Source organism: Pseudomonas sp. GD04019, assembly GCF_029837695.1.
Classification (GTDB): domain Bacteria; phylum Pseudomonadota; class Gammaproteobacteria; order Pseudomonadales; family Pseudomonadaceae; genus Aquipseudomonas.
The window spans coordinates 199,412-221,622 of record NZ_JAOEEA010000009.1 but is presented as its reverse complement, the minus strand read 5'-3'; the positions used below and the strand labels follow the sequence as shown (position 1 = coordinate 221,622).

Here is a 22,211-nt window from a genome sequence, read left to right as displayed (position 1 = left end):
CTTCGGTACTCAGCGGGGGATGCGGGTTGCCAGGAAAGACAACACCTCGGCAGCCGGCAGTGGCTGGCTTTCGCTATCGCGGCGGTGCTTGTACTCGAGGTTGCCCTCGGCCAGGCCGCGCTCGCTGACCACGATGCGGTGCGGGATGCCGATCAGTTCCATGTCGGCGAACTTCACGCCGGGGCTGGTCTTCTTGTCACGATCGTCCAGCAGCACTTCGTAGCCGGCGGCGGTCAGCTCGGCGTAGAGCTTGTCGGTGGCTTCGCGCACCGCTTCGTTCTCGTACTTCATCGGCACGATGGCGACCTGGAAGGGCGCCAGGGCGTCGGTCCAGAGGATGCCGCGTTCGTCGTAGTTCTGCTCGATGGCTGCGGCCACCACGCGCGATACGCCGATGCCATAGCAGCCCATGGTCAGGGTCACCGGCTTGCCATTCTCGCCCAGTACCTTGCAGCCCATGGCCTCGCTGTACTTGGTGCCGAGCTGGAAGATATGCCCGACTTCGATGCCGCGCTTGATCACCAGGGTGCCCTGGCCGTCCGGGCTGGGGTCGCCTTCGACCACGTTGCGCAGGTCGGCGATCGCCGGCAGCGGTAGGTCGCGCTCCCAGTTGAGGCCGAAGTAGTGCTTGTCGTCGACGTTGGCGCCGGCGCCGAAATCGCTCATCAGGGCCACGCTGCGGTCGATCACGCAGGCGATCGGCAGGTTCAGTGGGCCCAGCGAGCCGGGGCCGGCACCGATGACGGCGCGGATCTCGGCCTCGGAGGCGAACACCAGCGGGCTGGCGACCAGCTCATGGTTGGCGGCCTTGATCTCGTTCAGCTCGTGGTCGCCGCGAACGATCAGGGCGATCAGCTTGCCTTCCTCAGCGGCATGTACCACCAGGGTCTTCACGGTCTTGTCGATGGCCAGGCCGAACTGCTCGACCAGCTCGTCGATGGTCTTGGCGTTCGGCGTATCGACCAGGCGCAGTTCTTCGGTGGCCGCGCCGCGCGCCTTCTCGCGCGGAATGGCCTCGGCCTTCTCGATGTTGGCGGCGTAGTCGGAGGTGTCGCTGAAGGCGATATCGTCTTCACCGGATTCGGCCAGCACGTGGAACTCGTGGGAGCCGGTACCACCGATGGAGCCGGTATCGGCCTGCACCGGACGGAAATTCAGGCCCAGGCGAGTGAACACGTTGCAGTAGGCCTGGTGCATGCGGTCGTAGGTTTCCTGCAGCGAGGCCTGGTCCGCATGGAAGGAGTAGGCGTCCTTCATCAGGAACTCGCGGCCACGCATCAGTCCGAAGCGCGGACGGATCTCGTCACGGAACTTGGTCTGGATCTGGTACATGTTGATCGGCAGCTGCTTGTAGCTGTTCAGCTCGTTGCGCGCCAGATCGGTAATGACTTCCTCGTGGGTCGGACCGACGCAGAACTCGCGGTCATGGCGGTCCTTGATGCGCAGCAGCTCGGGGCCGTACTGCTCCCAGCGTCCCGACTCCTGCCATAATTCGGCCGGCTGCACGGCTGGCATCAGCACTTCCAGGGCGCCAGCGGCATTCATCTCCTCGCGCACGATGGCCTCGGCCTTGCGCAGCACGCGCAGCCCCATCGGCAGCCAGGTGTACAGGCCGGAGGCGAGCTTGCGGGTCATGCCGGCACGCAGCATCAGCTGGTGGCTGATCACTACTGCGTCGGAGGGGGTTTCCTTGAGGGTCGAGAGCAGGTACTGACTGGTACGCATGTTTGGCCGTTATGTCGGTTGCGAGGGCAAATAATGACTCGGCATTGTACGGTGCCAGCCATGTGGCGTACAGGACAGACCGGGAGTTGAGGATGGCGGAACTGACCGCTGGCCAGGTGCAGGCGCTGATCCGCGCTGGAGTGCCAATGGCCGAGGATATCGACCTGTGCATCGACCGTCTCGATGCCAATCTGGCGGTGGCGCGCGTGCCTTTTCAAGGCAAGCTGGTGCGGCCGGGTGGAACACTGTCGGGGCCGACCATCATGTCGCTGGCCGATGCGGCCATGTATGCGGTGGTGCTGGGGCGGCTCGGGCGGGTGGAGATGGCGGTGACGGCCAATCTCAATATTAACTTCCTGGCTCGGCCCAAGCCGGTGGACCTGATTGCCGAGGCGCGCATTCTGCGCCTGTCGCGGCGCCAGGCGGTATGCGAGGTGCAGCTCTACTCGCAAGGCGAGGAGGGTGAGCTGGTGGCGCATGTCACCGGGACCTATGCGCTGCCGCAATAAGATGCGATGACAGATAAAAAAGAACCCGGCCTAGGCCGGGTTCCTTTTTCACATGCTGTACCGCTAGGACATTACAGGATGTCCAGCGGGTACTCGGTGATCACGCGAACTTCGTCCAAAGCGCTGGAGCCGCCGGAGTAGTTCCAGCTCATGTCGTTGTTGCTGCGCCAGGTGGCGTGGCGAACGCGAATAGACAGATCCTTAGCGGCGCCTTCCTGTACCACATACTTGACTTCCAGATCGCGCTCCCACTCTTTGCCATCGTTGCCGTAGGCGCCAGCATAGGCGCCGGTCGGATCGGCATCGGTGCCATCAACATCGCTGCCGGTAATGTATCGGGCCATGAAGCTCAGGCCTGGTACGCCGAAAGTAGCCATGTCGAGATCGTAGCGGAGTTGCCAAGACTTCTCGCCAGGGGCGTTGAAGTCGGAGTACTGAACCGAGTTGTTCAGGAAGATCGAGTCGCCATAGTTGCCGCCGTCCATCGAGATGTAGTCCATCGGCTCATCGCCGTGCACTTGCTGATGGGCGAGGGTGATCTTGTGGGCGCCAATGCTATACGCGGTGGCCAGAGACCAGGTGGTGTTATCGATATCGCCAGCCAGCGCACTACCTTCGTCGTTAGTGCGATAGATGTTGAAGTCGAAATTCAGGGCCTGGCTGTCGCTGAGCGGAATGTTGTAGTTGACGTTGCTGTAATACTGGCGCCAGATGTCTTCCAGCTCAGAGCCGTACAGGCTTACGCTCAGGTTTTCGTTGATTGCATAGGAGCCGCCGAGGTAGTCAACGCTCTGTGCATCAATGCTGCCGGCATAGGCAAGAGTGATTTCGCCGTCGCGATTAGTGGAAAGGCTACCGTCACGAATAGAAGTGAAATGGCCAGCGTCAATGTTGAGGCCTTCGATTTCGCTGCTCAGAACCTGGAAGCCCTCTGCGGTGCCAGGGAACAGGCGTGCGGTGCCTGTGGCGAAGACCGGGGCGGTTGGCATCAGATTGCCGTACTTGAGGGTGGTGTTGGAAACACGAACCTTAACTGCGCCGCCAGCTTGGGAGTATTCGTCTTCCGCACGACCGTCGCTGTCGATCGGTAGCAGGCCGGTGCCTGTAGTGCCGCGGCCGCTATCGAGCTTGATGCCCAGCATGCCGTGTGCATCTACGCCGAAGCCTACAGTGCCTACGGTAAAGCCCGACTCGTAGAGAGCGGTAATGCCGTGGGCCCACTCTTGGCGATAGTTCTGATCGTCAGCGCTACCTCCGTTGCCTGCGCCATTGTTGCGGAAATCGCGGTGCAAAAAGTAGTTCTTGTTCAGAACGTCGAAGCTGCTGTCTTCAACAAAGCCCTTGGACTCGGACTGTGCGCTGGCGAAAGCCAGTTGGGTGGTACCGGCGGTCACGGCCAGAGCCAGGGCGCTCCACTTCATCACTTGCATTGTGATTGCTCCTTTGGTTTAGAAGATTTGTGCTGCCCATTGTCTTGTTTTCTGGGCGGCTCTTTCTTTTTGTGTCGGCGCTAACTTATAGCACGGTGACTTAAGTTGGCGACAGATATCATTGATTCCCTACAAGTTCTCTCTGTGCGCGTCGCAAATCTGCATTTTTGACGTCGCAATTTTGTAGGTTTTGTCGTCTTCAGTCCCGCGCTCCGGCTTGTTCTGAAAAGACTGCAAATCCAATCGCTTAGGGCTTTGCAGGCAGCTCGAAACGTGCCGACGCTGACGGTGCTCCTCCTAAAGCAACTTCCATGCACAAAATGCTAATCAACCATGGAAAGTTTCTTTCTTTGGCTCTCTCCGGGGTGGGCTCACGGCTACAAGTCCCTTTTCATGGGCCCTACAGCAGGCGAGCCTGCTCTCGATGGGATCATTTTCTTTATAGGGCAGGCGTCCGATCGTTACCGTGAGCCATTGCTGCAGGTGGAATTTACTCGTCGGTAACGTTTTTGCCTGTGCGCTTGTTCAATTTGTGGGCGCTGCCGATTTGAGAGTGCCCGCTTTTGGAGCGGAAAACTCTCGCTCCTCTTTGCTGCCGAGGCTTGGCCACACTTTAGGCTGTCATCTGGTTCGCTCGGGGAGTTCATGCGCATCATCTTGGCGCAGTGAGCGAGTCGCTGAAGATGAATTGCGCTGGCCATCCCGCTATGCTGCGCGGCCGTTGGGTCTGGTCCGGAGGAAGCTCAGATGTTCAGCCTTGATTCCCGTTTACAGCAGGACACCCTGGTCATGGGGGATTTTCCGCTCTGTCGCCTGCTGCTGATGAACGATGCCAATTACCCCTGGTTCATTCTGGTGCCGCGTCGCGAGGCGGTCAGTGAACTGTTCCAGCTGAATACTGCCGATCAACAGCAGCTCTGGTTGGAAACCACTCGCCTGGCGGAGACCCTCAAGGATGCCTTCGTTGCCGACAAGATGAATGTCGCCACGTTGGGCAACGTGGTCAGCCAGCTGCACATGCATGTGATCGTGCGTCGTCGTGAGGATCAGGCCTGGCCAGCTCCTGTCTGGGGGCGGCATCCGGCGCGTGCCTATGAGGCCGGCGAGGTGGCCTCGATTCGCGAGCGCCTGCGTCTGGTGCTCACCAATGATTTCCAGTTTGCGGAGGCTTGAGCGATGGAGCTGGAGGAGCGTGTCATCGAGCTGGAGAGTCGACTGGCCTTCCAGGACGACACCATCGCGGCGCTGAATGACGTAGTGGTAGCGCAGCAGCGGGATATCGAGCGCCTGCAACAGCAGGTTGCCATGTTGGCCCGTCGCCAGGAAGAGATGGTCGGCCAGTTCGGTATCGCCGAGGGCGATGCGCCGCCGCCTCATTACTGAGCCCAAAAAAAGCCCGCATCAGCGGGCTTTTTTATACGCATTTATTCAGCGTTGGCCGGGCAGGGCGACTATCACGTCTTCGGCCTGCAGGCCCTTGTCGCGTTGCATCACCGAGAACTCCACACGCTGACCTTCGACCAGGACGCGGTGGCCCTCGCCGCGAATGGCGCGGAAGTGCACGAAGATGTCGTCGCCGATGTCGCGGGAAATGAAGCCGAAGCCCTTGGAGGTGTTGAACCACTTGACGGTGCCGGTCTCGCGGCTGTCGTCGAGGTCGCGACGGGGCATGGCGATTCGCGGGCTGCGTTTGCCCAGATTGATGGCCAGATGCAGCAGGGCGGCAGCCAGCAGGGTGGCCAGACTCAGTGAGATGGCGGGTTGATTGCCGATCTGTGCCAGCGGGGCGAGCAGGATCAGTGCCTGCAGTACGCTGGCGAATACCAGCAGGGCCGATACCAGGGCTTGCAGCTGGTTGCGGACACCCTCATGGCGCACCGGCAGCAGGGGCGCCAGCAGCAGGTTGGTCAGGCCGAACAGTGCCAGATAGATCGCGTCGGGTTGTTGCAGGTAGGGCAGCGTTTCGCTGCGCAGGCTGGGGGCGAAGGACAGCAGCAGGGCGCCGCCGCCTGTTATCAGGTGAACGATTTTCAACATGGTCAATGAACTCGCTTGTTCGAAATGGCTATCAGAGGAGCGGAGTCGCAAGCCCGGTGGATGGGCAACGCGCTTCGCCTATGCCGCAGCAATGCGGCACGGCGAGTATTTAACCGCAAAGAGGATGTCGGCTCAAATCAAGCGCTTAGCGCTGCTTCCGGGGTGGGCGGGTGGATCTGGTTGCGGCCGTTGCGTTTGGCCTGGTAGAGCGCATCGTCTGCCCGGGTGACCAGGCTGTCGAAGGTGTCGCCCATCTCGGCCAAGGCCAAGCCGAATGAGGCGGTGATGGTGTCGAGTACCTTGTCGGTGCTGCGCACCTTGACGCGCAGGGCCTGGATCCTCAGGCGCAGCTGCTCGGCGAAGTCGCCAGCGGTGCCAAGGTCGAAGCAGTCCTGCAGGATCACGCAGAACTCTTCGCCGCCATAGCGTGCGGCCACGCCGCGTGCCGGCAGCAATTCGCGCAGCAACTGACCGACATGCTGCAGCACGCGATCACCCAGAGGATGTCCGTACTGGTCGTTGAACTGCTTGAAGTGGTCGATATCCAGCATGACCAGGGCCAGGCCCTTGATGTCTCCGGCCAGGGCCTGTTCCAGCAGACGGGTGAAGGCGTGGCGATTGAAAACATGGGTCAGGCTGTCCAGAGTCGCGGCGGCCTGGGCGCGCTCCAACTGACCGCGCAGATTCTGGATTTCGGCCTGGGCCGAGCGCAGGCGGTAGAGGAATTTTTCCTGCTGGTCCTGCATCTGTTGGGTGCTCAGCTGCAGTTCGTTGAGCACGCTGGGCAGGTCGTCGACTATCGGCTCCTGCAGGGCCGCAAGTCCCTGGGACAGGCTGGCCTGATAGTGCTGGCTGCCGCTGACGCTGCGCTGCACGTCACCCTCGATATCGTCCACCAGTTCGATAACCTGATGCTGGCCGGCGCGGGCGTCTTCCAGTTCACCGCGGATGATGAAGTCGCGGAACAGCTTGACCGCCGTCTCGGGCGGAAAGCTGGAGAAGTCCTTGATGGCCTTTTCCAGCCGTCGGTTCAGCTCGGGGTCGGAGCCTTTGCAGTAGCTGTACCAGAGTGCGTAGTGCACCGGGTTCGGCGGAATGTCGTGACGCACCATGTGTGGCACGGCCTGCTTGAGCAGATCGGCGGCCTCGCGAGTCTCTTCGGGGTAAAGCTCGAGAATGGAGGGGGCTTTCGGCTGCTGGCTCATGCGCGTCACTGGGGTATGGGGAAAGGCAAAGGATAGAGTAGCTGTGGGCGCTTCGCCTAGCAAAAGGCCCGGTCTAGCCGGGCCTTTTTTGCGTATGGGCGATCAGGCGGCCAGCAGGCTGCGCAGCATCCAGGCGGTTTTTTCGTGCACCTGCATGCGCTGGGTCAGCAGGTCTGCGGTTGGCTCGTCGCTGACCTTGTCCAGCAGCGGGAAGATGCCGCGGGCGGTGCGCACCACCGCTTCCTGGCCCTGGACCAGCAGCTTGATCATGTCCTCGGCGCTCGGCACGCCTTCCTCTTCTTTTATCGAGGACAGGCGGGCATAGGCGGCGTAAGTGCCGGGCGCCGGGAAGCCGAGGGCGCGGATACGTTCGGCGATGGAGTCCACGGCCAGTGCCAGTTCGGTGTACTGCGCCTCGAACATCAGGTGCAGGGTGTTGAACATCGGGCCGGTGACGTTCCAGTGGAAGTTGTGGGTCTTCAGATACAGGGTGTAGGTGTCCGCCAGCAGGCGCGACAGTCCTTCGGCGATAGCGGCGCGGTCCTGTTCGGCGATGCCAATATTGATTTCCATACCTTTACTCCTCTCAGGTGGCCGGGGTAGACGTTCCCCGTGATGGTTCCGAGCCTATCACAGGGGCCGCGTTTGCCCGTCCGTTCTATGTCAATGAAGGCGATGCTTGGAGACTATGAGCGCGCTGGCGGTTCCGTCTGTTACCGGTGTGCTAGTTCCGGATGCAGTTGCAGGGTGCGGTTGAATACTTCGACCCAGTAGCCGCTGAACTGCATGCCCGACAGGTTGTTGATCTCCAGGATGGCGCGCAGGCGCGGGCGCTTGCTCATGGTCTGGTGGGCGCGCTCGTGGGTGCGGGCGTCGAAGGTGTCGGCGATGTTCAGCAGCAGGGCGCCGGGGTGGATTTCCGTCTCGCGCAGGCCTTTGGGGTAGCCGCTGCCGTCGGCATGCTCCTGATGCTGCAGGATGATCTCGCTCGCCGTGTTCCAGGCCGGCATGCGCTTGAGCAGCTCGCAGGCCTGGCGTGGGTGGGATTGCATCTGCCGCCGCTCCTCGCGGCTCAGCTCGCTTTCCTTGTGCAGCAGGTCGAGCGGTAGAAAGGCCATGCCGAGGTCGTGCAGGCATACCGCCGCAGCCAGTTGTGCGGGCTCCACCGGCCGGTCGGCAACCTCGTTCATGCCCAGCGCCAGGTCGAGCAGGCGCAGTCCGCGGCCGTGCCAGAATGGCGAGCGGTGCTCGCTGGTGGTCATCAGCTCGATGAAGAACAGCAGGTCGGCGTCTACTTCTATTCCGTAGTCGGCGAGCAGTTGCGGAATCTGCCCGTGGCCAACTTCGACCGGCTGCAGGCGGGTCTCCGGTGCCAGGTGCTGCAGCAGTGTGCGGCGAATCTCGGTCTGCCGCGACGCGGGAGCGGCGGCCAGGGCCTGGAGGGCCTGGCACTGGCTGGCGATCTGCCCCGGATCAGGGTTCGCAGCCCGGCCCAGGGCGGCCTCGATCAGGTTGCGCAGCTGGTCCAGACTGAGCAGCAGGATGTCGCCGAGCAGACTGTCGAATTGCAGGCTGCCTTCACGCAGACGGTCGAGCACATCCTCCATGGCCTGCGGCAGCGGAAGCAGGTGGTTCAGCTCCACCAGGCCGAGACTGCCCTTAATGGTGTGCACCAGGCGAAACAGTTCGCGCAGGCGCGTACCGTCCTGTGGGTGGCGTTCCAGTTCGATCAACAGCTGCTCGCAGCGCGGCAGGTGATCGGCGGTATCGAGGCGAAATTCCTCCAGCAGATCACTGGGAACATCGGCGGGGCGGGCTAAGGCCATGGGGCGGTCTCCGCTGGGCTGGACTCTCAGTATAGAAAGGCCGCGGGCGGTGGGCTGCAAGGGGGCGATTAACCCTATATAATCGCGCCCCTTGTCTCCGGATGCGGAAGCGCATCGATCGCGGCGCTGTAGCGCCTTTGATCGCGTTTTCCTGCGGTTTCCCCTCCGAATTGAAGAAAATGTCCGCCGCTATCCGGCGGAAACATGCCCGGGCCGGCCGGGTACGAATTCAAGACTGATCTAGAGAAGCGAACCACGACCATGATGCGCAGCCACTATTGCGGCCAGTTGAACGAGAGCCTGGACGGCCAGGAAATCACCCTTTGCGGCTGGGTTCACCGCCGTCGCGACCATGGTGGTGTGATCTTCCTCGACATCCGCGACCGTGAAGGCCTGGCCCAGGTGGTATTCGACCCGGATCGTGCCGAGACCTTCGCCAAAGCCGACCGCGTCCGCAGCGAATACGTGGTGAAGATCACCGGCAAGGTGCGTCTGCGTCCCGAGGGCGCGCGCAACGCCAACATGGCGTCCGGTGCCATCGAGGTGCTGGGCTACGAGCTGCAGGTGCTCAACGAGGCGGAAACCCCGCCGTTCCCGCTCAACGAATACACCGACGTGGGCGAGGAAACCCGCCTGCGCTATCGCTTCATCGACCTGCGTCGTCCGGAAATGGCCGAGAAGCTGAAGCTGCGTTCGCGCATCACCAGCAGCATCCGCCGCTACCTCGACGACAACGGCTTCCTCGACGTCGAAACCCCGATCCTGACCCGTGCCACTCCGGAAGGCGCGCGCGACTACCTGGTGCCAAGTCGCACCCACGCCGGCAGCTTCTTCGCCCTGCCTCAGTCGCCGCAACTGTTCAAGCAGCTGCTGATGGTGGCCGGCTTCGACCGCTACTACCAGATCGCCAAGTGCTTCCGCGACGAAGACCTGCGTGCCGACCGTCAGCCGGAATTCACGCAGATCGACATCGAGACCAGCTTCCTCGATGAAAGCGACATCATGGGCATCACCGAGACCATGATCCGCAACCTGTTCAAGGAAGTGCTGGGCCTGGAATTCGGCGAGCTGCCGCACATGACTCTGGCCGAAGCCATGCGTCGCTTCGGTTCCGACAAGCCGGACCTGCGTATTCCGCTGGAGCTGGTAGACGTCGCCGATCAGCTGCAGGGCGTCGAGTTCAAGGTGTTCTCCGGCCCGGCCAACGATCCGAAGGGCCGCGTCGCTGCCCTGCGCGTGCCGGGTGCTGCTTCCATGCCGCGTAGCCAGATCGACGACTACACCAAGTTCGTCGGCAACTACGGCGCCAAGGGCCTGGCCTACATCAAGGTCAACGAGCGCGCCAAGGGCGTCGAGGGCCTGCAGTCGCCGATCGTCAAGTTCATCCCGGAAGACAACCTCAAGGTCATCCTCGACCGCGTTGGCGCCGTCGATGGCGACATCGTGTTCTTCGGCGCCGACAAGGCCAAGATCGTCTGCGATGCTCTTGGCGCGCTGCGCATCAAGGTCGGCCACGACCTCAACCTGCTCACCTGCGAGTGGGCGCCGCTGTGGGTCGTCGACTTCCCGATGTTCGAGGAAAACGACGATGGCAGCCTGACCGCCATGCACCACCCGTTTACCGCGCCGAAGTGCACCCCGGAAGAGCTGGAGGCCAACCCGGCCGCGGCCCTGTCCCGTGCCTACGACATGGTGCTCAACGGTACCGAGTTGGGTGGCGGTTCGATCCGTATCCACGACAAGGCCATGCAGCAGACCGTGTTCCGCGTGCTCGGCATCAGCGAAGACGAGCAGCAGGAGAAGTTCGGCTTCCTGCTCGACGCCCTGAAGTTCGGTGCTCCGCCCCATGGTGGCCTGGCCTTCGGCCTGGATCGCCTGGTGATGCTGATGACCGGCGCCAGCTCGATTCGTGAAGTGATCGCCTTCCCGAAAACCCAGAGCGCGGCCTGCGTCATGACCCAGGCCCCGGGCATCGTCGATGCCAAGGCGCTGCGCGAGCTGCATATCCGCCTGCGCGAACAACCCAAGGCTGAGTAAGCGGTAGCAACAGGAGCCTGGCATGCCAGGCTCCTTGCATTTCAGGCACTACAAAACCGAAAGAAACGGAGTGAGTTATGGCCGGTCATTCCAAATGGGCCAACATCAAGCACCGCAAGGGTCGCCAGGACGCCAAGCGCGGCAAGATCTTCACCAAGCTGATTCGTGAGCTGACCGTGGCCGCCAAGCATGGCGGTGGCGTGCCGGCGGACAACCCGCGCCTGCGCCTGGCGGTCGATAAAGCTCTTACGGCCAATATGTCGCGTGACGTGATCGACCGTGCCATCGCCCGCGGCGCCGGCAACACCGAAGCCGACAACATGATCGAGCTGAGCTACGAGGGTTACGCGCCCAGTGGCGTGGCGATCATCGTCGAGGCCATGACCGACAACCGCAATCGCACCGCCGCCGACGTGCGCCACGCCTTCACCAAGTGCGGCGGCAACCTCGGCACCGACGGTTCGGTGGCCTACATGTTCGAGCGCAAGGGGCAGATCAGCTTCGCCCCGGGCGTGAGCGAGGATGCGTTGATGGAGGCGGCCCTGGAGGCCGGCGCCGACGATGTCGAGATGGGGGAGGACGGTTCGGCCATGGTGTCAACCAGCTTCTCCGACTTCCTCGCGGTCAACGAGGCGCTGACCGCTGCGGGCTTCAAGGGCGAGGAGGCCGAGGTGGCGATGATTCCCTCGACCATGGCGCCGATCGCTGACCTGGAGACCGCCAAGAAGGTGCTCAAGCTTATCGACATGCTCGAGGACTTGGACGACGTGCAGAACGTCTACCACAACGCGGAAATCTCCGACGAGATCATGGAGCAGTTGGACTGATTTCGATCCATCGGCCAAAGCCGGAAGTCGCCTCGCGCGCTTCCGGCTTTTTTATATGTGCGCCGCTCCGTATACTCGCGGCTGGATAAATAGACAGTGTGTCGGCTCGGCCGGCTCGCGGAGCGCAACGCTGCATGACCCTGATCCTTGGCATCGACCCCGGCTCACGCATCACCGGCTACGGTGTGGTGCGCGATACCGGGCGCGGCTGCGAGTACGTCGCCTCCGGTTGTATCCGTACGGGTGATGGCTCACTCGCCGAGCGCCTGCAGGTGGTATTTCGCGGTGTCAGCGAGGTGATTCGCCTGCACGGCCCGGTGACCATGGGCATCGAGCAGGTGTTCATGGCGAAGAACGCCGACTCCGCGCTCAAGCTCGGCCAGGCCCGCGGCGCAGCCATAGTCGCCAGTATCGAGGCTGGGCTGGACGTCAATGAATACACCGCCAGCCAGGTCAAGCAGGCCATCGCCGGAACCGGCGGCGCCGACAAGCAGCAGGTGATGATGATGGTGATGCACCTGCTCAAGCTGACGCAGAAACCGCAGATCGACGCCTCCGACGCCCTGGCCATCGCCCTCTGCCATGCTCACCACCGGCAGAGCCTGATTCCCCACGGCCTGCTCGGCGCCAAGCGGCGCAGCGGGCGGCTGCGCCTGTAACCAGAAGGAAACCAATTCGTGATCGGACGCCTGAAGGGCACCCTGGCGGAGAAGCAGCCGCCGCACCTGATCCTCGACGTCAACGGTGTCGGCTACGAGCTGGAAGTGCCGATGACCACCCTCTATCGCCTGCCGGCCCTGGGCCAACCGGTGACGCTGCACACCCACCTGGTGGTGCGCGAGGACGCTCATCTGCTCTACGGCTTCGCCGAGAAGCGCGAGCGAGAGCTGTTCCGTGAGTTGATTCGGCTCAATGGTGTCGGCCCCAAACTGGCCTTGGCGCTGATGTCCGGCCTGGAGGTGGACGAGCTGGTGCGCTGCGTACAGGCTCAGGACACTTCGACCCTGGTGAAGATCCCCGGTGTCGGCAAGAAGACCGCCGAGCGTCTGCTGGTGGAGCTCAAGGATCGCTTCAAGGCCTGGGAAAGCATGCCGTCCATCGCGCCGCTGGTGGTGGAACCTCGTGCCGGCGTGGCAGTCTCAAGCGCCGAGAGCGACGCCGTGAGCGCGCTGATATCCCTCGGCTTCAAGCCGCAGGAGGCCAGCAAGGCCGTGGCGGCCGTGCAGGAAGAAGGGCTTTCCAGCGAAGAGCTGATCCGTCGTGCCCTGAAAGGAATGGTGTAAGAAGTGATAGACGCCGACCGCCTGATAACTGCCAGCAGTCGCGACCGCGACGAGCAGCAGGACCGCGCCATTCGCCCGCTCAAGCTGGCCGAGTACGTCGGCCAGCCAGTGGTGCGCGAGCAGATGGAGCTGTTCATTCAGGCTGCCAAGAATCGTCAGGAGGCCCTCGATCACACGCTGATCTTCGGCCCGCCCGGCCTGGGCAAGACCACCCTGGCCAATATCATCGCCCAGGAGATGGGCGTATCGATCAAGAGTACTTCCGGCCCGGTGCTGGAGCGCCCGGGCGATTTGGCCGCGCTGCTGACCAACCTGGAAGCCGGCGATGTGCTGTTCGTCGACGAGATCCACCGCCTCTCGCCCGTGGTCGAGGAAGTGCTGTATCCGGCCATGGAGGACTTCCAGCTCGACATCATGATCGGCGAGGGTCCTGCGGCCCGCTCGATCAAGCTCGACCTTCCGCCTTTCACTCTGGTCGGCGCTACCACTCGCGCCGGCATGTTGACCAACCCGCTGCGCGATCGCTTCGGCATCGTCCAGCGCCTGGAGTTCTACTCCAGCCAGGACCTGGCCACCATCGTCAGCCGCTCGGCCGGTATTCTCGGCCTGCATATCGATTCGGAAGGCGCCTTCGAGATCGCTCGCCGTGCCCGTGGTACGCCGCGTATCGCCAACCGCTTGCTGCGCCGGGTGCGCGACTTCGCCGAGGTGCGTGCCGGTGGTCAGATCAGTCGTGGCATCGCCGACCAGGCGCTGAACATGCTGGATGTCGATGAGCGTGGCTTCGACCACCAGGACCGACGTCTACTGCTGGCGATGATCGACAAGTTCGACGGCGGCCCGGTCGGTATCGACAATCTGGCTGCCGCCATTGGCGAGGAGCGCGGCACCATCGAGGACGTGCTCGAGCCGTACCTGATCCAGCAGGGCTATATCATGCGTACCCCACGGGGTAGGGTGGTGACCCGACATGCCTATCTGCATTTCGGGCTCAATCTGCCCAAGCGCCTGTCCGAACCACCCACTGCCGACCTTTTCACCGGCAGCGACGAATAGTTGCAAAACAAGGGCTTGCCCGGATTGGCAAGGCCAGGAGTAAACACTAGAGTATGCGCGCGCAAAACGAGGCCCAGCCTTTTGCCCTCAAATGTCGGGTGTATTACGAGGACACCGACGCCGGCGGCATCGTCTACTACGTCAATTACCTCAAGTTCATGGAGCGGGCTCGTACCGAGTGCCTGCGCAGTCTGGGTTTTGCCCAGTCGCAGCTCGCTAGCGAGAACCTGTTGTTCGTCGTGCATTCCGCCGAGGCGCGCTATCACGCGCCTGCCAAGCTGGATGACGAACTTTTTATCACTGCCGAGGTAATCGAGTTGAACCGTGCCAGCCTGCGCTTTCGTCAACAGGTACGGCGGGCAACGGATGAGGCACTGCTCTGCGAGGGGCAGTTCGTGGTGGCCTGTGTGCGCACCGACAATTTGAAGCCCCGTGCCATTCCCGAAGCGCTGCGCGCAGCCTTCGCCGGCATGGGTCAAGTCACAGCAGGAGAGTAGCGTGGAAGCAACAGCCAACGCCGTTGACCATATGTCGATGTGGAGCCTGATCAGCAACGCCAGTTTCGTGGTGCAGCTGGTCATGCTGACCCTGGTTGCCGCCTCGGTGGTGTCTTGGATCATGATCTTCCAGCGCAGCACCATGCTGCGAGCGGCGAAGAAGTCGCTGGAAGTGTTCGAGGAACGCTTCTGGTCCGGCATCGACCTGTCCAAGCTGTATCGCCAGGCCGGCAGCAATCCGGACCCGGACTGCGGCGTCGAGCAGATCTTCCGCGCCGGCTTCAAGGAGTTCTCCCGCCTGCGTCAGCAGTCCGGCGTCGATCCGGATGCGGTGATGGACGGCGTGGCCCGCGCTATGCGCGTGGCCATCTCGCGTGAGGAAGAGAAGCTGGAAACCAGCCTGCCGTTCCTCGCCACCGTCGGCTCCACCAGCCCCTACATCGGTCTGTTCGGTACCGTGTGGGGCATCATGAACTCCTTCCGCGGCCTGGCTCAGGTGCAGCAGGCCACCCTGGCCACCGTGGCACCGGGCATCGCCGAGGCGCTGATTGCTACGGCTATCGGTCTGTTCGCTGCGATCCCTGCAGTCATTGCCTACAACCGCTTCTCGGCGCAAGGCGATCGCCTGATCAGCCGTTACTACACCTTTGCCGACGAGTTCCAGGCGATCCTGCACCGCAAAGTGCACACCAGCGAGGACTGAGGCTCAGCCCATGGCCAGAATTCGCAACAGACGCAAGCCGGTCGCCGAGATGAACGTCGTGCCATATATCGACGTGATGCTGGTGCTGCTGGTGATCTTCATGGTGACCGCGCCGATGCTCAACCAGGGCGTCAAGGTCGACCTGCCCAAGGTCTCCAGCGAGGTGCTGCCGCAGGACAATAACTCCCGCGTGCTGACCATCTCGATCAAGGCCGACAAGACCTACTACTGGAACATGGGCGACGAGGTCGATCCGGACCAGAGCAAGGCCAGCGAGACCGCTACCGCGTTGCCGGCGCTGGTGCAGACGGTGAGCGCGATCATGAGCCAGAACGCCGGCCAGGGTAAGAAAGTCCAGGTCTTCGTGCGTGGCGACAAGGCGGTCGACTATGGCTCGGTGATGGCCGTGATGGGTGGCCTGCAAGAGGCTGGTGTCGGCAACGTCGGGCTGATCACCGAGGCGCCTTGATGCAGCAGCAGAGCGTTCGCTCCTCATCGGAAAGTTATTTTTGGCCAACCGTCTGGGCCGTGGCTCTGCACGCCCTGATGTTCGCCATGCTGTTTGTCAGCTTCCACTTTGCTCCTGAGCTACCGCCAGCCAGACCTATCGTCCAGGCAACCTTGTACCAGCTGAAATCCCAGAGTCAGGCGACCACCCAGACCAATCAGAAGATTGCCGGCGAAGCGCAGAAAACCAAGGCTCGCCAGTACGAGGTGGAGCAGCTGGAAACCAAGAAGGAAGAGCAGCAGAAGCAAGAAGCGGCGGAACAAAAGAAAGCCGAGGCGGCCAAACAGGCTGAGGCGAAGAAGCAGGCCGAAGCCAAGAAAGTTGAAGAGGCGAAGAAGGCCGAGCAGAAGAAGCAGGCCGATATCGCCAAGAAGAAGTCTGAGGAAGAGAAGAAGAAAGCCGCTGCCGAAGAGGCCCGCAAGAAGGCGGCTGAGCAGGCGAAGAAGAAAGCTGCGGAAGACGCCAAGAAGAAAAAGGCGGCTGCCGAGGCTGCCAAGAAGAAAAAGGCTCAGGAGGCCGCGCGTAAGGCCGCCGAGGACAAAAAGGCCCAGGCGCTTGCTGAGTTGCTGGGTGATACCACCGAGCGTCAGCAAGCGCTGGCCGACGAGGTGGGCGATCAAGTGGCGGGCAGCCTCGACGACCTGATCATCAAGCTGGTCAGCGAGCAGTGGCAGCGTCCACCGTCGGCGCGCAACGGCATGAGTGTCGAGGTAATGATTCAGATGCTGCCCGATGGCACTATCGTCAATGCTTCTGTCACCCGTTCCAGTGGCGACGCGCCCTTCGACAGTTCTGCTGTGGCTGCAGTCAAGAACGTCGTTCGTATTCCCGAGATGCAGCAGCTGGATAGTGCAACCTTTAACGCCATGTACCGTCAGCGGCGGATGATTTTCAAACCGGAGGATTTGTCTCTGTGAATACCTTGATTCGTATCGCCCTGCTGGGTATGGCGCTGCTGGTTGGCAGCGTGCAGGCAGCGGACCCGTTGGTGGTAACCAGTGGTAGCGACCGCGCCATCCCCATCGCCGTGGTGCCTTTCGGCTGGCAGGGCGGCACCGTGCTGCCCGAAGACATGTCCACCGTCATCGGCAACGACCTGCGCAACAGCGGCATGTACGAGCCGATCCCGCGGCAGAACATGATCAGTCTGCCGACCTCGGCGGCCGAGATCATCTACCGCGACTGGCAGGCCCTGGGCGCCCAGTACGTGATGGTCGGTAGCATCGTGCCAAACGGCGGCCGTCTGCAGGTGCAGTTCGCCCTGTTCAACGTGGCGACCCAGCAGCAGGTGGTGGCCGGTACCGTTGGCGGTACTCCGGACCAACTGCGCGACATGGCGCACCATGTCGCCGATCAGGCCTTCGAGAAGCTCACCGGTATCAAGGGCGCCTTCTCCACCAAAATGCTCTACGTCACCGCCGAGCGTTTCGGCGTGAACAACACCCGTTACACCCTGCAGCGCTCCGACTATGACGGTGCCCGTGGCGTGACCCTGTTGCAGTCGCGCGAGCCGATCCTGTCGCCGCGCTATGCGCCGGACGGCCGTCGCATCGCCTATGTGTCTTTCGAGCAGCGTCGCCCGCGCATCTTCATGCAGCACATCGACACCGGCCGCCGCGAGCAGCTGACCAACTTCGAAGGTCTCAATGGCGCCCCGGCCTTCTCGCCGGACGGTAATCGCCTGGCCTTCGTGCTGTCCAAGGACGGTAACCCGGAGATCTACGTGATGGACCTGGGCTCGCGCAATATCCAGCGCGTGACCAATTCCGGTTCGATCGAAACCGAGCCGTTCTGGGGCAAGGACGGGCAGACCCTGTACTTCACCAGCGACCGCGCCGGCAAGCCGCAGATCTACAAGCAGAGCATCCACGGCGGTGCCGCCCAGCGCGTGACCTTCACCGGCAACTACAACGCCAACCCGAAGCTCTCGGCTGACGAGAAGACCCTGGTGATGATCCACCGTCAGGACGGTTTCACCAACTTCAAGGTGGCCGCTCAGGACCTGGTGACCAGCCGCCTGCGCATCCTTTCCGAGACCAGCCTGGACGACTCGCCCACTGTTGCGCCCAATGGCACCATGCTAATCTACGCCACCCGCCAGCAGGGCCGGGGAGTGCTGATGCTCGTGTCCACCAACGGGCGCGTCAGGCTCCCGATTCCCACCGCTCAAGGTGATGTCCGGGAACCTTCCTGGTCTCCCTTCCTGAACTGATGCGGTAAAACACTTTCTGCTGTAAACACACCTAGAAATCATTAGGAGCTACACCATGGAAATGCTGAAATTTGGCAAATTTGCCGCTCTGAGCCTGGCTCTGGCCGTGGCTGTTGGTTGCTCGTCCAAAGGCGGCGACGCTTCCGGCGAAGGCGCTGTTGACCCGAACGCTGGCTACAACGCTGGCGGCAGCGGCGTTGACGGTGCTCTGAGCGAAGAAGCCGCTCTGCGCGCCATCACTACCTTCTACTTCGAGTACGACAGCTCCGACCTGAAGCCGGAAGCCATGCGCGCTCTGGACGTACACGCCAAGGACCTGAAAGGCAACGGCGCTCGCGTCGTTCTGGAAGGCCACACCGACGAGCGCGGCACCCGCGAGTACAACATGGCTCTGGGCGAGCGTCGTGCCAAGGCCGTTCAGCGCTACCTGGTACTGCAGGGCGTTTCCCCGGCTCAGCTGGAACTGGTTTCCTATGGTGAAGAGCGTCCGGTTGCTACCGGCAGCGACGAGTCCTCCTGGGCTCAGAACCGCCGCGTCGAACTGCGCAAGTAATTTGCCATGCGTAAGTGCCCTCGTATCCTGACCTCTCTGGTGCTCGCCCTGCCGCTCGCGGCCGTGGCCGAGGTTCCCGTGGTGGATGGCAGCTCCGGTAGCAGCTATCCGCCGGTGGGTTATGGTACGAGTGGCGCCTATGCCGGGGGCGGGGCGCAAGCCCCGGCCACGGCGCAGGGCCAGTTGTTCATGCAACTGCAGCAGATGCAGGACGAGATAGCCCAACTGCGTGGCATGCTCGAAGAGCAGCAAAACGAGATCCAGCGTCTCAAGCAAGAAGGCGATGCCCGTTATCAGGACATCGACAGCCGCCTGCAAGGTGGTGCCGCCGGTGCGCAAGCGCCCGCACAGAATCCCCCGGCCGATGGCGCGATCAACGCCGCCGGCAACCCCGCTGCCCCTGCCCAGCAGGCTCCGGCAGCCAGCAACGAACCGGCCGACCCGGCGAAGGAAAAGCTGTATTACGACGCTGCCTTCGACCTGATCAAGGCCAAGGACTTCGACAGGGCCGCCCAGGCCTTCAATGCCTTCCTGCGCAAGTACCCGCAGAGCCAGTACGCCGGCAACGCCCAGTACTGGCTGGGCGAGATCAATCTGACCAATAGAAACCTGCAGGAAGCCGGCAAGGCCTTCGCCCTGGTCGCGGCCAACTACCCGACCCACGCCAAGGTGCCGGATTCGCTGTTCAAGCTGGCCGATGTCGAGCAACGCATGGGCAATACCGACCGCGCCAAGGGCATCCTGCAGCAGCTGATCGCTCAGTACCCTGGTTCTTCGGCGGCCCAGCTGGCCCAGCGCGACCTGCAACGCCTGCCTTGATTCGCCAGCCCTGCTGGTCAGAAAGCCCGCGCTAGTCGCGGGTTTTTTATGACTGCCATCCCTGGCAGCCACCCTGCGGGTCGTCGCCTGCGCGACGTTAAAAATTTCTCCCGGAAATTTTTTTGTTTAGAATCGCCGCCCCGAATCACCCGCAACGGAGGCGGATGGCCTGTTTAGCCGTCACGCCCGGTGCTCATATGCAAGAAACCCTGCGCATTACCGAGATTTTCTACTCGTTGCAGGGCGAGACGCTTACCAGTGGCCTGCCCACGGTTTTCGTCCGCCTCACTGGCTGCCCGCTGCGCTGCCAGTACTGCGACACCGCCTACGCCTTCAGCGGCGGCGAGATCACCAGCCTGGACGCCATCCTCGAGCGGGTGGCCAGCTACAAGCCGCGTTATGTCTGCGTGACCGGTGGCGAGCCGCTGGCCCAGCCCAACTGCGTCCCGCTGCTGCAGCGTCTGTGCGATGCCGGCTACCAGGTATCCCTGGAAACCAGCGGCGCCATCGATATCGCCCCGACCGACAAGCGCGTCAGTCGTGTGGTCGATCTGAAGACTCCTGGTTCCAAGGAAGTCTCGCGCAATCTCTACAGCAACATGGCCGAGCTGACCCGCAACGATCAGGTCAAGTTCGTCATCTGCTCGCGTGAGGACTACGACTGGGCCGTGAGCAAGCTGATCGAGTACCGCCTAGACGAGCGCGCCGGCGAAGTGCTTTTCTCGCCCAGCCACCAGCAGGTGAGTGCACGCGATCTGGCCGACTGGATAGTCGCCGACAACCTGCCGGTGCGCTTCCAGCTGCAGCTGCACAAGATTCTGTGGAACGACGAGCCGGGGCACTGAACATGACTGACAAGAAAGCCGTGGTGCTACTCTCGGGCGGCCTCGATTCGGCCACCATTCTGGCCCAGGCCAAGGCCGCCGGGTTTGCCTGCTACAGCGTGAGCTTCGACTATGGACAGCGCCACCGCGCTGAACTGCAGGCCGCCGAGCGCGTGGCGCGCCAGCTGGGCGTGGTCGAGCACAAGGTGATCGGCCTCAACCTCAATGGTATCGGCGGTTCGGCACTGACCGACAGCTCCATCGCCGTGCCCGAGGGCCCGACCGAGGGCATCCCGATCACCTACGTGCCGGCACGTAACACCGTGTTCCTCTCCCTGGCCCTGGGCTGGGCGGAAGTGCTGGGCGCCCATGACATCTTCATCGGCGTCAACGCGGTGGACTACTCGGGTTACCCGGATTGCCGCCCCGAGTTCATCGCCGCCTTCGAGCGGGTGGCCAATCTTGCGACTCGCGAGGGCGTGGAGGGCAGTGGCTTCCGTATCCAGGCGCCGCTGCAGAACCTGAGCAAGGCGCAGATTGTGCAGATTGGCCTGCAGCATGGTGTGGACTATGGGCTGACGGTGTCCTGCTATCAGGCCGATGATGACGGTCGCGCCTGCGGCAAGTGCGACAGCTGTCGCCTGCGCGCCGCCGGTTTTACCGCGGCTGGAGTGGCGGACCCGACCCGTTACACCTAAAATTTTTCGTGGAGTGTTGATTTTCTGAATCAAATCAGTATCATGCGCTCCGCGTTGGGTCGTTAGCTCAGTCGGTAGAGCAGTTGGCTTTTAACCAATTGGTCGTAGGTTCGAATCCTACACGACCCACCACTCCCTCCTTCGCGTCACCTCCTCGCATACTCCCCATCAGAACGCTCTCGCCAGAACTCCTGGTGGGTATAATCGACCGCACTGAAAGCATATTCAGAGCCTGATGACATGACCCAGATTTCCGAACGCCTGTTGGTTCAGGCTCACCTCGACGCCAAACAGCCCACGTCGTTGACGCCGGACGAAGAAGCCTTCTATCGCAGCGAGATCGCCGCCGAGCTGAAGAAGCAGAACGCCGTGCTGGTGGCCCACTATTACTGCGACCCGGTGATCCAGGCCCTGGCCGAGGAAACCGGTGGCTGCGTCTCCGACTCCCTGGAGATGGCCCGCTTCGGCAATCAGCACGAGGCACAGACCGTGCTGGTGGCCGGGGTCAAGTTCATGGGCGAGACGGCGAAGATCCTCAACCCGGAAAAGCGCGTGCTGATGCCGACTTTGGAGGCTACCTGCTCGCTCGACCTGGGCTGCCCCGTGGACGAGTTCTCGGCGTTCTGCGACCAGCATCCCGATCGCACCGTGGTGGTGTATGCCAACACCTCGGCGGCGGTGAAGGCGCGTGCCGACTGGGTGGTGACTTCCAGCTGCGCGCTGGAGATTGTCGAGAGCCTGATGGACAACGGCGAGAAGATCCTCTGGGCCCCGGATCAGCACCTGGGCCGCTACATCCAGCGCGAGACCGGCGCCGACATGCTGCTGTGGGACGGTGCCTGCATCGTCCACGAGGAATTCAAGGCCAAGCAGCTGGAGGACATGAAGGCGCTCTATCCGGACGCTGCCATCCTGGTCCACCCCGAGTCGCCCGAGGCGGTAATCGAGCTGGCCGATGCGGTGGGCTCCACCAGCCAACTGATCAAGGCCGCGCAGACCCTGCCGAACAAGACCTTCATCGTCGCCACCGACCGCGGCATCTTCTACAAGATGCAGCAGCTGTGCCCGGACAAGGTCTTCGTCGAGGCTCCCACTGCCGGCAACGGCGCGGCCTGCCGAAGCTGTGCGCATTGCCCGTGGATGGCGATGAATACCCTGCAGCGCACCCTGCAGTGCCTGCGCGAGGGCAGCAACGAGATCCTGGTGGAGCCGGCGCTGATTCCGCGGGCGATCAAGCCGCTCAAGCGCATGCTCGATTTCACTCAGGCTGCGCGGCTGAAGCTGGCTGGCAACGCCTGACCGGCAAGCATTCATGAAAAAGCCCAGCAGTGCCGTAATGCTGTTCACTTAGGGTTTCTGGGGAGAGTAGCGCCCCCTGGCGTAGGAGCGAGCTCTGCTCGCGAAGCTCTTTGGCCTGATTCGCGAGCAGAGCTCGCTCCTACAGATCATCCCAACCAGAAAA

At 62.5% G+C, this 22,211-nt stretch carries 24 protein-coding genes, 1 tRNA gene and 1 pseudogene; 19 read left to right on the top strand and 7 right to left on the bottom strand.

The window, feature by feature from the left end; all coding sequences use genetic code 11:
* Nucleotides 1–9 precede the first annotated feature (9 nt).
* Entirely contained in the window at nt 10–1,725 is a 1,716-nt protein-coding gene (locus N7607_RS15915) for a proline--tRNA ligase (protein ID WP_279867566.1), read from the bottom strand.
* A 101-nt stretch (nt 1,726–1,826) separates the two neighbouring features.
* Here N7607_RS15915 and N7607_RS15910 point away from each other — a divergent pair, with 101 nt between their 5' ends.
* Nucleotides 1,827–2,234, top strand: coding sequence for a PaaI family thioesterase (locus N7607_RS15910; protein ID WP_279867652.1), 408 nt, complete (start codon nt 1,827–1,829; stop codon nt 2,232–2,234).
* Nucleotides 2,235–2,305: 71 nt separating this feature from the next.
* Here N7607_RS15910 and N7607_RS15905 read toward each other — a convergent pair whose 3' ends face one another.
* Nucleotides 2,306–3,664: an OprD family porin gene (locus tag N7607_RS15905; protein WP_257597508.1), complete on the bottom strand. Its 1,359-nt coding sequence runs from the start codon at nt 3,662–3,664 to the stop codon at nt 2,306–2,308.
* A 747-nt stretch (nt 3,665–4,411) separates the two neighbouring features.
* Here N7607_RS15905 and N7607_RS15900 point away from each other — a divergent pair.
* The gene (locus N7607_RS15900) at nt 4,412–4,837 is read left to right on the top strand and encodes an HIT domain-containing protein (RefSeq protein ID WP_279867563.1); all 426 of its coding nucleotides are present in this window, start codon (nt 4,412–4,414) and stop codon (nt 4,835–4,837) included.
* 3 nt (nt 4,838–4,840) lie between these two features.
* The gene (locus N7607_RS15895; RefSeq protein ID WP_279867562.1) at nt 4,841–5,047 is read left to right on the top strand and encodes a SlyX family protein; all 207 of its coding nucleotides are present in this window, start codon (nt 4,841–4,843) and stop codon (nt 5,045–5,047) included.
* A 45-nt stretch (nt 5,048–5,092) separates the two neighbouring features.
* Here N7607_RS15895 and N7607_RS15890 read toward each other — a convergent pair whose 3' ends face one another.
* The 5 genes and pseudogenes from N7607_RS15890 to N7607_RS15870 form a co-directional block, all read right to left on the bottom strand.
* A complete protein-coding gene (locus tag N7607_RS15890) occupies nt 5,093–5,335 on the bottom strand; it encodes a cold-shock protein (protein ID WP_225592204.1) in 243 nt (80 codons plus the stop codon).
* Nucleotides 5,336–5,425: 90 nt separating this feature from the next.
* Nucleotides 5,426–5,701: pseudogene (locus N7607_RS15885) on the bottom strand (cold shock domain-containing protein membrane protein); the annotation flags it as partial.
* Nucleotides 5,702–5,838: 137 nt separating this feature from the next.
* The gene (locus N7607_RS15880; RefSeq protein ID WP_279867559.1) at nt 5,839–6,906 is read right to left on the bottom strand and encodes a diguanylate cyclase; all 1,068 of its coding nucleotides are present in this window, start codon (nt 6,904–6,906) and stop codon (nt 5,839–5,841) included.
* A gap of 102 nt (nt 6,907–7,008) precedes the next feature.
* Complete coding sequence (locus N7607_RS15875; protein ID WP_192397695.1) at nt 7,009–7,479, bottom strand: Dps family protein; 471 nt, start codon at nt 7,477–7,479, stop codon at nt 7,009–7,011.
* Nucleotides 7,480–7,619: 140 nt separating this feature from the next.
* On the bottom strand, nt 7,620–8,732 hold the full coding sequence (locus tag N7607_RS15870) for an HD domain-containing phosphohydrolase (RefSeq protein ID WP_279867557.1): 1,113 nt from the start codon (nt 8,730–8,732) through the stop codon (nt 7,620–7,622).
* A 261-nt stretch (nt 8,733–8,993) separates the two neighbouring features.
* Here N7607_RS15870 and aspS point away from each other — a divergent pair, with 261 nt between their 5' ends.
* The 16 genes from aspS to nadA all read left to right on the top strand — a co-directional run bounded on the left by aspS (nt 8,994) and on the right by nadA (nt 22,048).
* Nucleotides 8,994–10,769 carry an aspartate--tRNA ligase gene (aspS, locus tag N7607_RS15865; protein ID WP_192397693.1) on the top strand — a complete coding sequence of 592 codons (1,776 nt, stop codon included), beginning with the start codon at nt 8,994–8,996 and terminating at the stop codon, nt 10,767–10,769.
* A 77-nt stretch (nt 10,770–10,846) separates the two neighbouring features.
* Entirely contained in the window at nt 10,847–11,596 is a 750-nt protein-coding gene (locus tag N7607_RS15860) for a YebC/PmpR family DNA-binding transcriptional regulator (RefSeq protein ID WP_279867554.1), read from the top strand.
* 134 nt (nt 11,597–11,730) lie between these two features.
* Complete coding sequence (gene ruvC, locus N7607_RS15855; RefSeq protein WP_192397691.1) at nt 11,731–12,255, top strand: crossover junction endodeoxyribonuclease RuvC; 525 nt, start codon at nt 11,731–11,733, stop codon at nt 12,253–12,255.
* A gap of 18 nt (nt 12,256–12,273) precedes the next feature.
* On the top strand, nt 12,274–12,879 hold the full coding sequence (ruvA, locus tag N7607_RS15850; RefSeq protein ID WP_192397690.1) for a Holliday junction branch migration protein RuvA: 606 nt from the start codon (nt 12,274–12,276) through the stop codon (nt 12,877–12,879).
* Nucleotides 12,880–12,882: 3 nt separating this feature from the next.
* Nucleotides 12,883–13,935, top strand: coding sequence for a Holliday junction branch migration DNA helicase RuvB (gene ruvB, locus N7607_RS15845; protein ID WP_279867549.1), 1,053 nt, complete (start codon nt 12,883–12,885; stop codon nt 13,933–13,935).
* A gap of 53 nt (nt 13,936–13,988) precedes the next feature.
* On the top strand, nt 13,989–14,432 hold the full coding sequence (gene ybgC, locus N7607_RS15840; protein WP_279867546.1) for a tol-pal system-associated acyl-CoA thioesterase: 444 nt from the start codon (nt 13,989–13,991) through the stop codon (nt 14,430–14,432).
* A 31-nt stretch (nt 14,433–14,463) separates the two neighbouring features.
* Complete coding sequence (gene tolQ, locus N7607_RS15835) at nt 14,464–15,135, top strand: protein TolQ (protein WP_137972217.1); 672 nt, start codon at nt 14,464–14,466, stop codon at nt 15,133–15,135.
* Between the two features lie 10 nt (nt 15,136–15,145).
* Nucleotides 15,146–15,604 carry a protein TolR gene (gene tolR, locus N7607_RS15830; RefSeq protein ID WP_137971395.1) on the top strand — a complete coding sequence of 153 codons (459 nt, stop codon included), beginning with the start codon at nt 15,146–15,148 and terminating at the stop codon, nt 15,602–15,604.
* The gene (gene tolA / locus N7607_RS15825; RefSeq protein WP_279867542.1) at nt 15,604–16,560 is read left to right on the top strand and encodes a cell envelope integrity protein TolA; all 957 of its coding nucleotides are present in this window, start codon (nt 15,604–15,606) and stop codon (nt 16,558–16,560) included. Before tolR ends, tolA begins: the two co-directional genes overlap by 1 nt.
* Entirely contained in the window at nt 16,557–17,855 is a 1,299-nt protein-coding gene (gene tolB, locus N7607_RS15820; protein ID WP_279867539.1) for a Tol-Pal system beta propeller repeat protein TolB, read from the top strand. Before tolA ends, tolB begins: the two co-directional genes overlap by 4 nt.
* A gap of 55 nt (nt 17,856–17,910) precedes the next feature.
* Nucleotides 17,911–18,408 (top strand): peptidoglycan-associated lipoprotein Pal, encoded by a 498-nt coding sequence (gene pal, locus N7607_RS15815; RefSeq protein ID WP_043311502.1) that lies wholly within the window; start codon nt 17,911–17,913, stop codon nt 18,406–18,408.
* Between the two features lie 6 nt (nt 18,409–18,414).
* Nucleotides 18,415–19,227: a tol-pal system protein YbgF gene (gene ybgF / locus N7607_RS15810; RefSeq protein WP_137971399.1), complete on the top strand. Its 813-nt coding sequence runs from the start codon at nt 18,415–18,417 to the stop codon at nt 19,225–19,227.
* Between the two features lie 197 nt (nt 19,228–19,424).
* On the top strand, nt 19,425–20,072 hold the full coding sequence (gene queE, locus N7607_RS15805; RefSeq protein WP_279867537.1) for a 7-carboxy-7-deazaguanine synthase QueE: 648 nt from the start codon (nt 19,425–19,427) through the stop codon (nt 20,070–20,072).
* 2 nt (nt 20,073–20,074) lie between these two features.
* Nucleotides 20,075–20,749, top strand: a complete 675-nt coding sequence (queC, locus tag N7607_RS15800; protein WP_279867536.1) for a 7-cyano-7-deazaguanine synthase QueC — start codon at nt 20,075–20,077, stop codon at nt 20,747–20,749.
* A gap of 56 nt (nt 20,750–20,805) precedes the next feature.
* A tRNA-Lys gene (locus N7607_RS15795) sits at nt 20,806–20,881 on the top strand.
* 108 nt (nt 20,882–20,989) lie between these two features.
* Nucleotides 20,990–22,048 (top strand): quinolinate synthase NadA, encoded by a 1,059-nt coding sequence (gene nadA / locus N7607_RS15790; RefSeq protein ID WP_279867535.1) that lies wholly within the window; start codon nt 20,990–20,992, stop codon nt 22,046–22,048.
* Nucleotides 22,049–22,211 lie beyond the last annotated feature (163 nt).

Excerpts from the sequence above, each read along its gene's own strand:
- N7607_RS15915 (WP_279867566.1), bottom strand. The coding sequence starts at position 1,725 with ATGCGTACCAGTCAGTACCTGCTCTCGACCCTCAAGGAAACCCCCTCC.
- N7607_RS15905 (WP_257597508.1), bottom strand. The coding sequence starts at position 3,664 with ATGCAAGTGATGAAGTGGAGCGCCCTGGCTCTGGCCGTGACCGCCGGT.
- N7607_RS15900 (WP_279867563.1), top strand. The coding sequence starts at position 4,412 with ATGTTCAGCCTTGATTCCCGTTTACAGCAGGACACCCTGGTCATGGGG.
- N7607_RS15895 (WP_279867562.1), top strand. The coding sequence starts at position 4,841 with ATGGAGCTGGAGGAGCGTGTCATCGAGCTGGAGAGTCGACTGGCCTTC.
- N7607_RS15890 (WP_225592204.1), bottom strand. The coding sequence starts at position 5,335 with ATGCCCCGTCGCGACCTCGACGACAGCCGCGAGACCGGCACCGTCAAG.
- N7607_RS15880 (WP_279867559.1), bottom strand. The coding sequence starts at position 6,906 with ATGAGCCAGCAGCCGAAAGCCCCCTCCATTCTCGAGCTTTACCCCGAA.
- N7607_RS15875 (WP_192397695.1), bottom strand. The coding sequence starts at position 7,479 with ATGGAAATCAATATTGGCATCGCCGAACAGGACCGCGCCGCTATCGCC.
- N7607_RS15870 (WP_279867557.1), bottom strand. The coding sequence starts at position 8,732 with ATGGCCTTAGCCCGCCCCGCCGATGTTCCCAGTGATCTGCTGGAGGAA.
- aspS (WP_192397693.1), top strand. The coding sequence starts at position 8,994 with ATGATGCGCAGCCACTATTGCGGCCAGTTGAACGAGAGCCTGGACGGC.
- N7607_RS15860 (WP_279867554.1), top strand. The coding sequence starts at position 10,847 with ATGGCCGGTCATTCCAAATGGGCCAACATCAAGCACCGCAAGGGTCGC.
- ruvC (WP_192397691.1), top strand. The coding sequence starts at position 11,731 with ATGACCCTGATCCTTGGCATCGACCCCGGCTCACGCATCACCGGCTAC.
- ybgC (WP_279867546.1), top strand. The coding sequence starts at position 13,989 with ATGCGCGCGCAAAACGAGGCCCAGCCTTTTGCCCTCAAATGTCGGGTG.
- tolQ (WP_137972217.1), top strand. The coding sequence starts at position 14,464 with ATGTCGATGTGGAGCCTGATCAGCAACGCCAGTTTCGTGGTGCAGCTG.
- tolR (WP_137971395.1), top strand. The coding sequence starts at position 15,146 with ATGGCCAGAATTCGCAACAGACGCAAGCCGGTCGCCGAGATGAACGTC.
- tolA (WP_279867542.1), top strand. The coding sequence starts at position 15,604 with ATGCAGCAGCAGAGCGTTCGCTCCTCATCGGAAAGTTATTTTTGGCCA.
- pal (WP_043311502.1), top strand. The coding sequence starts at position 17,911 with ATGGAAATGCTGAAATTTGGCAAATTTGCCGCTCTGAGCCTGGCTCTG.
- ybgF (WP_137971399.1), top strand. The coding sequence starts at position 18,415 with ATGCGTAAGTGCCCTCGTATCCTGACCTCTCTGGTGCTCGCCCTGCCG.
- queE (WP_279867537.1), top strand. The coding sequence starts at position 19,425 with ATGCAAGAAACCCTGCGCATTACCGAGATTTTCTACTCGTTGCAGGGC.
- queC (WP_279867536.1), top strand. The coding sequence starts at position 20,075 with ATGACTGACAAGAAAGCCGTGGTGCTACTCTCGGGCGGCCTCGATTCG.
- nadA (WP_279867535.1), top strand. The coding sequence starts at position 20,990 with ATGACCCAGATTTCCGAACGCCTGTTGGTTCAGGCTCACCTCGACGCC.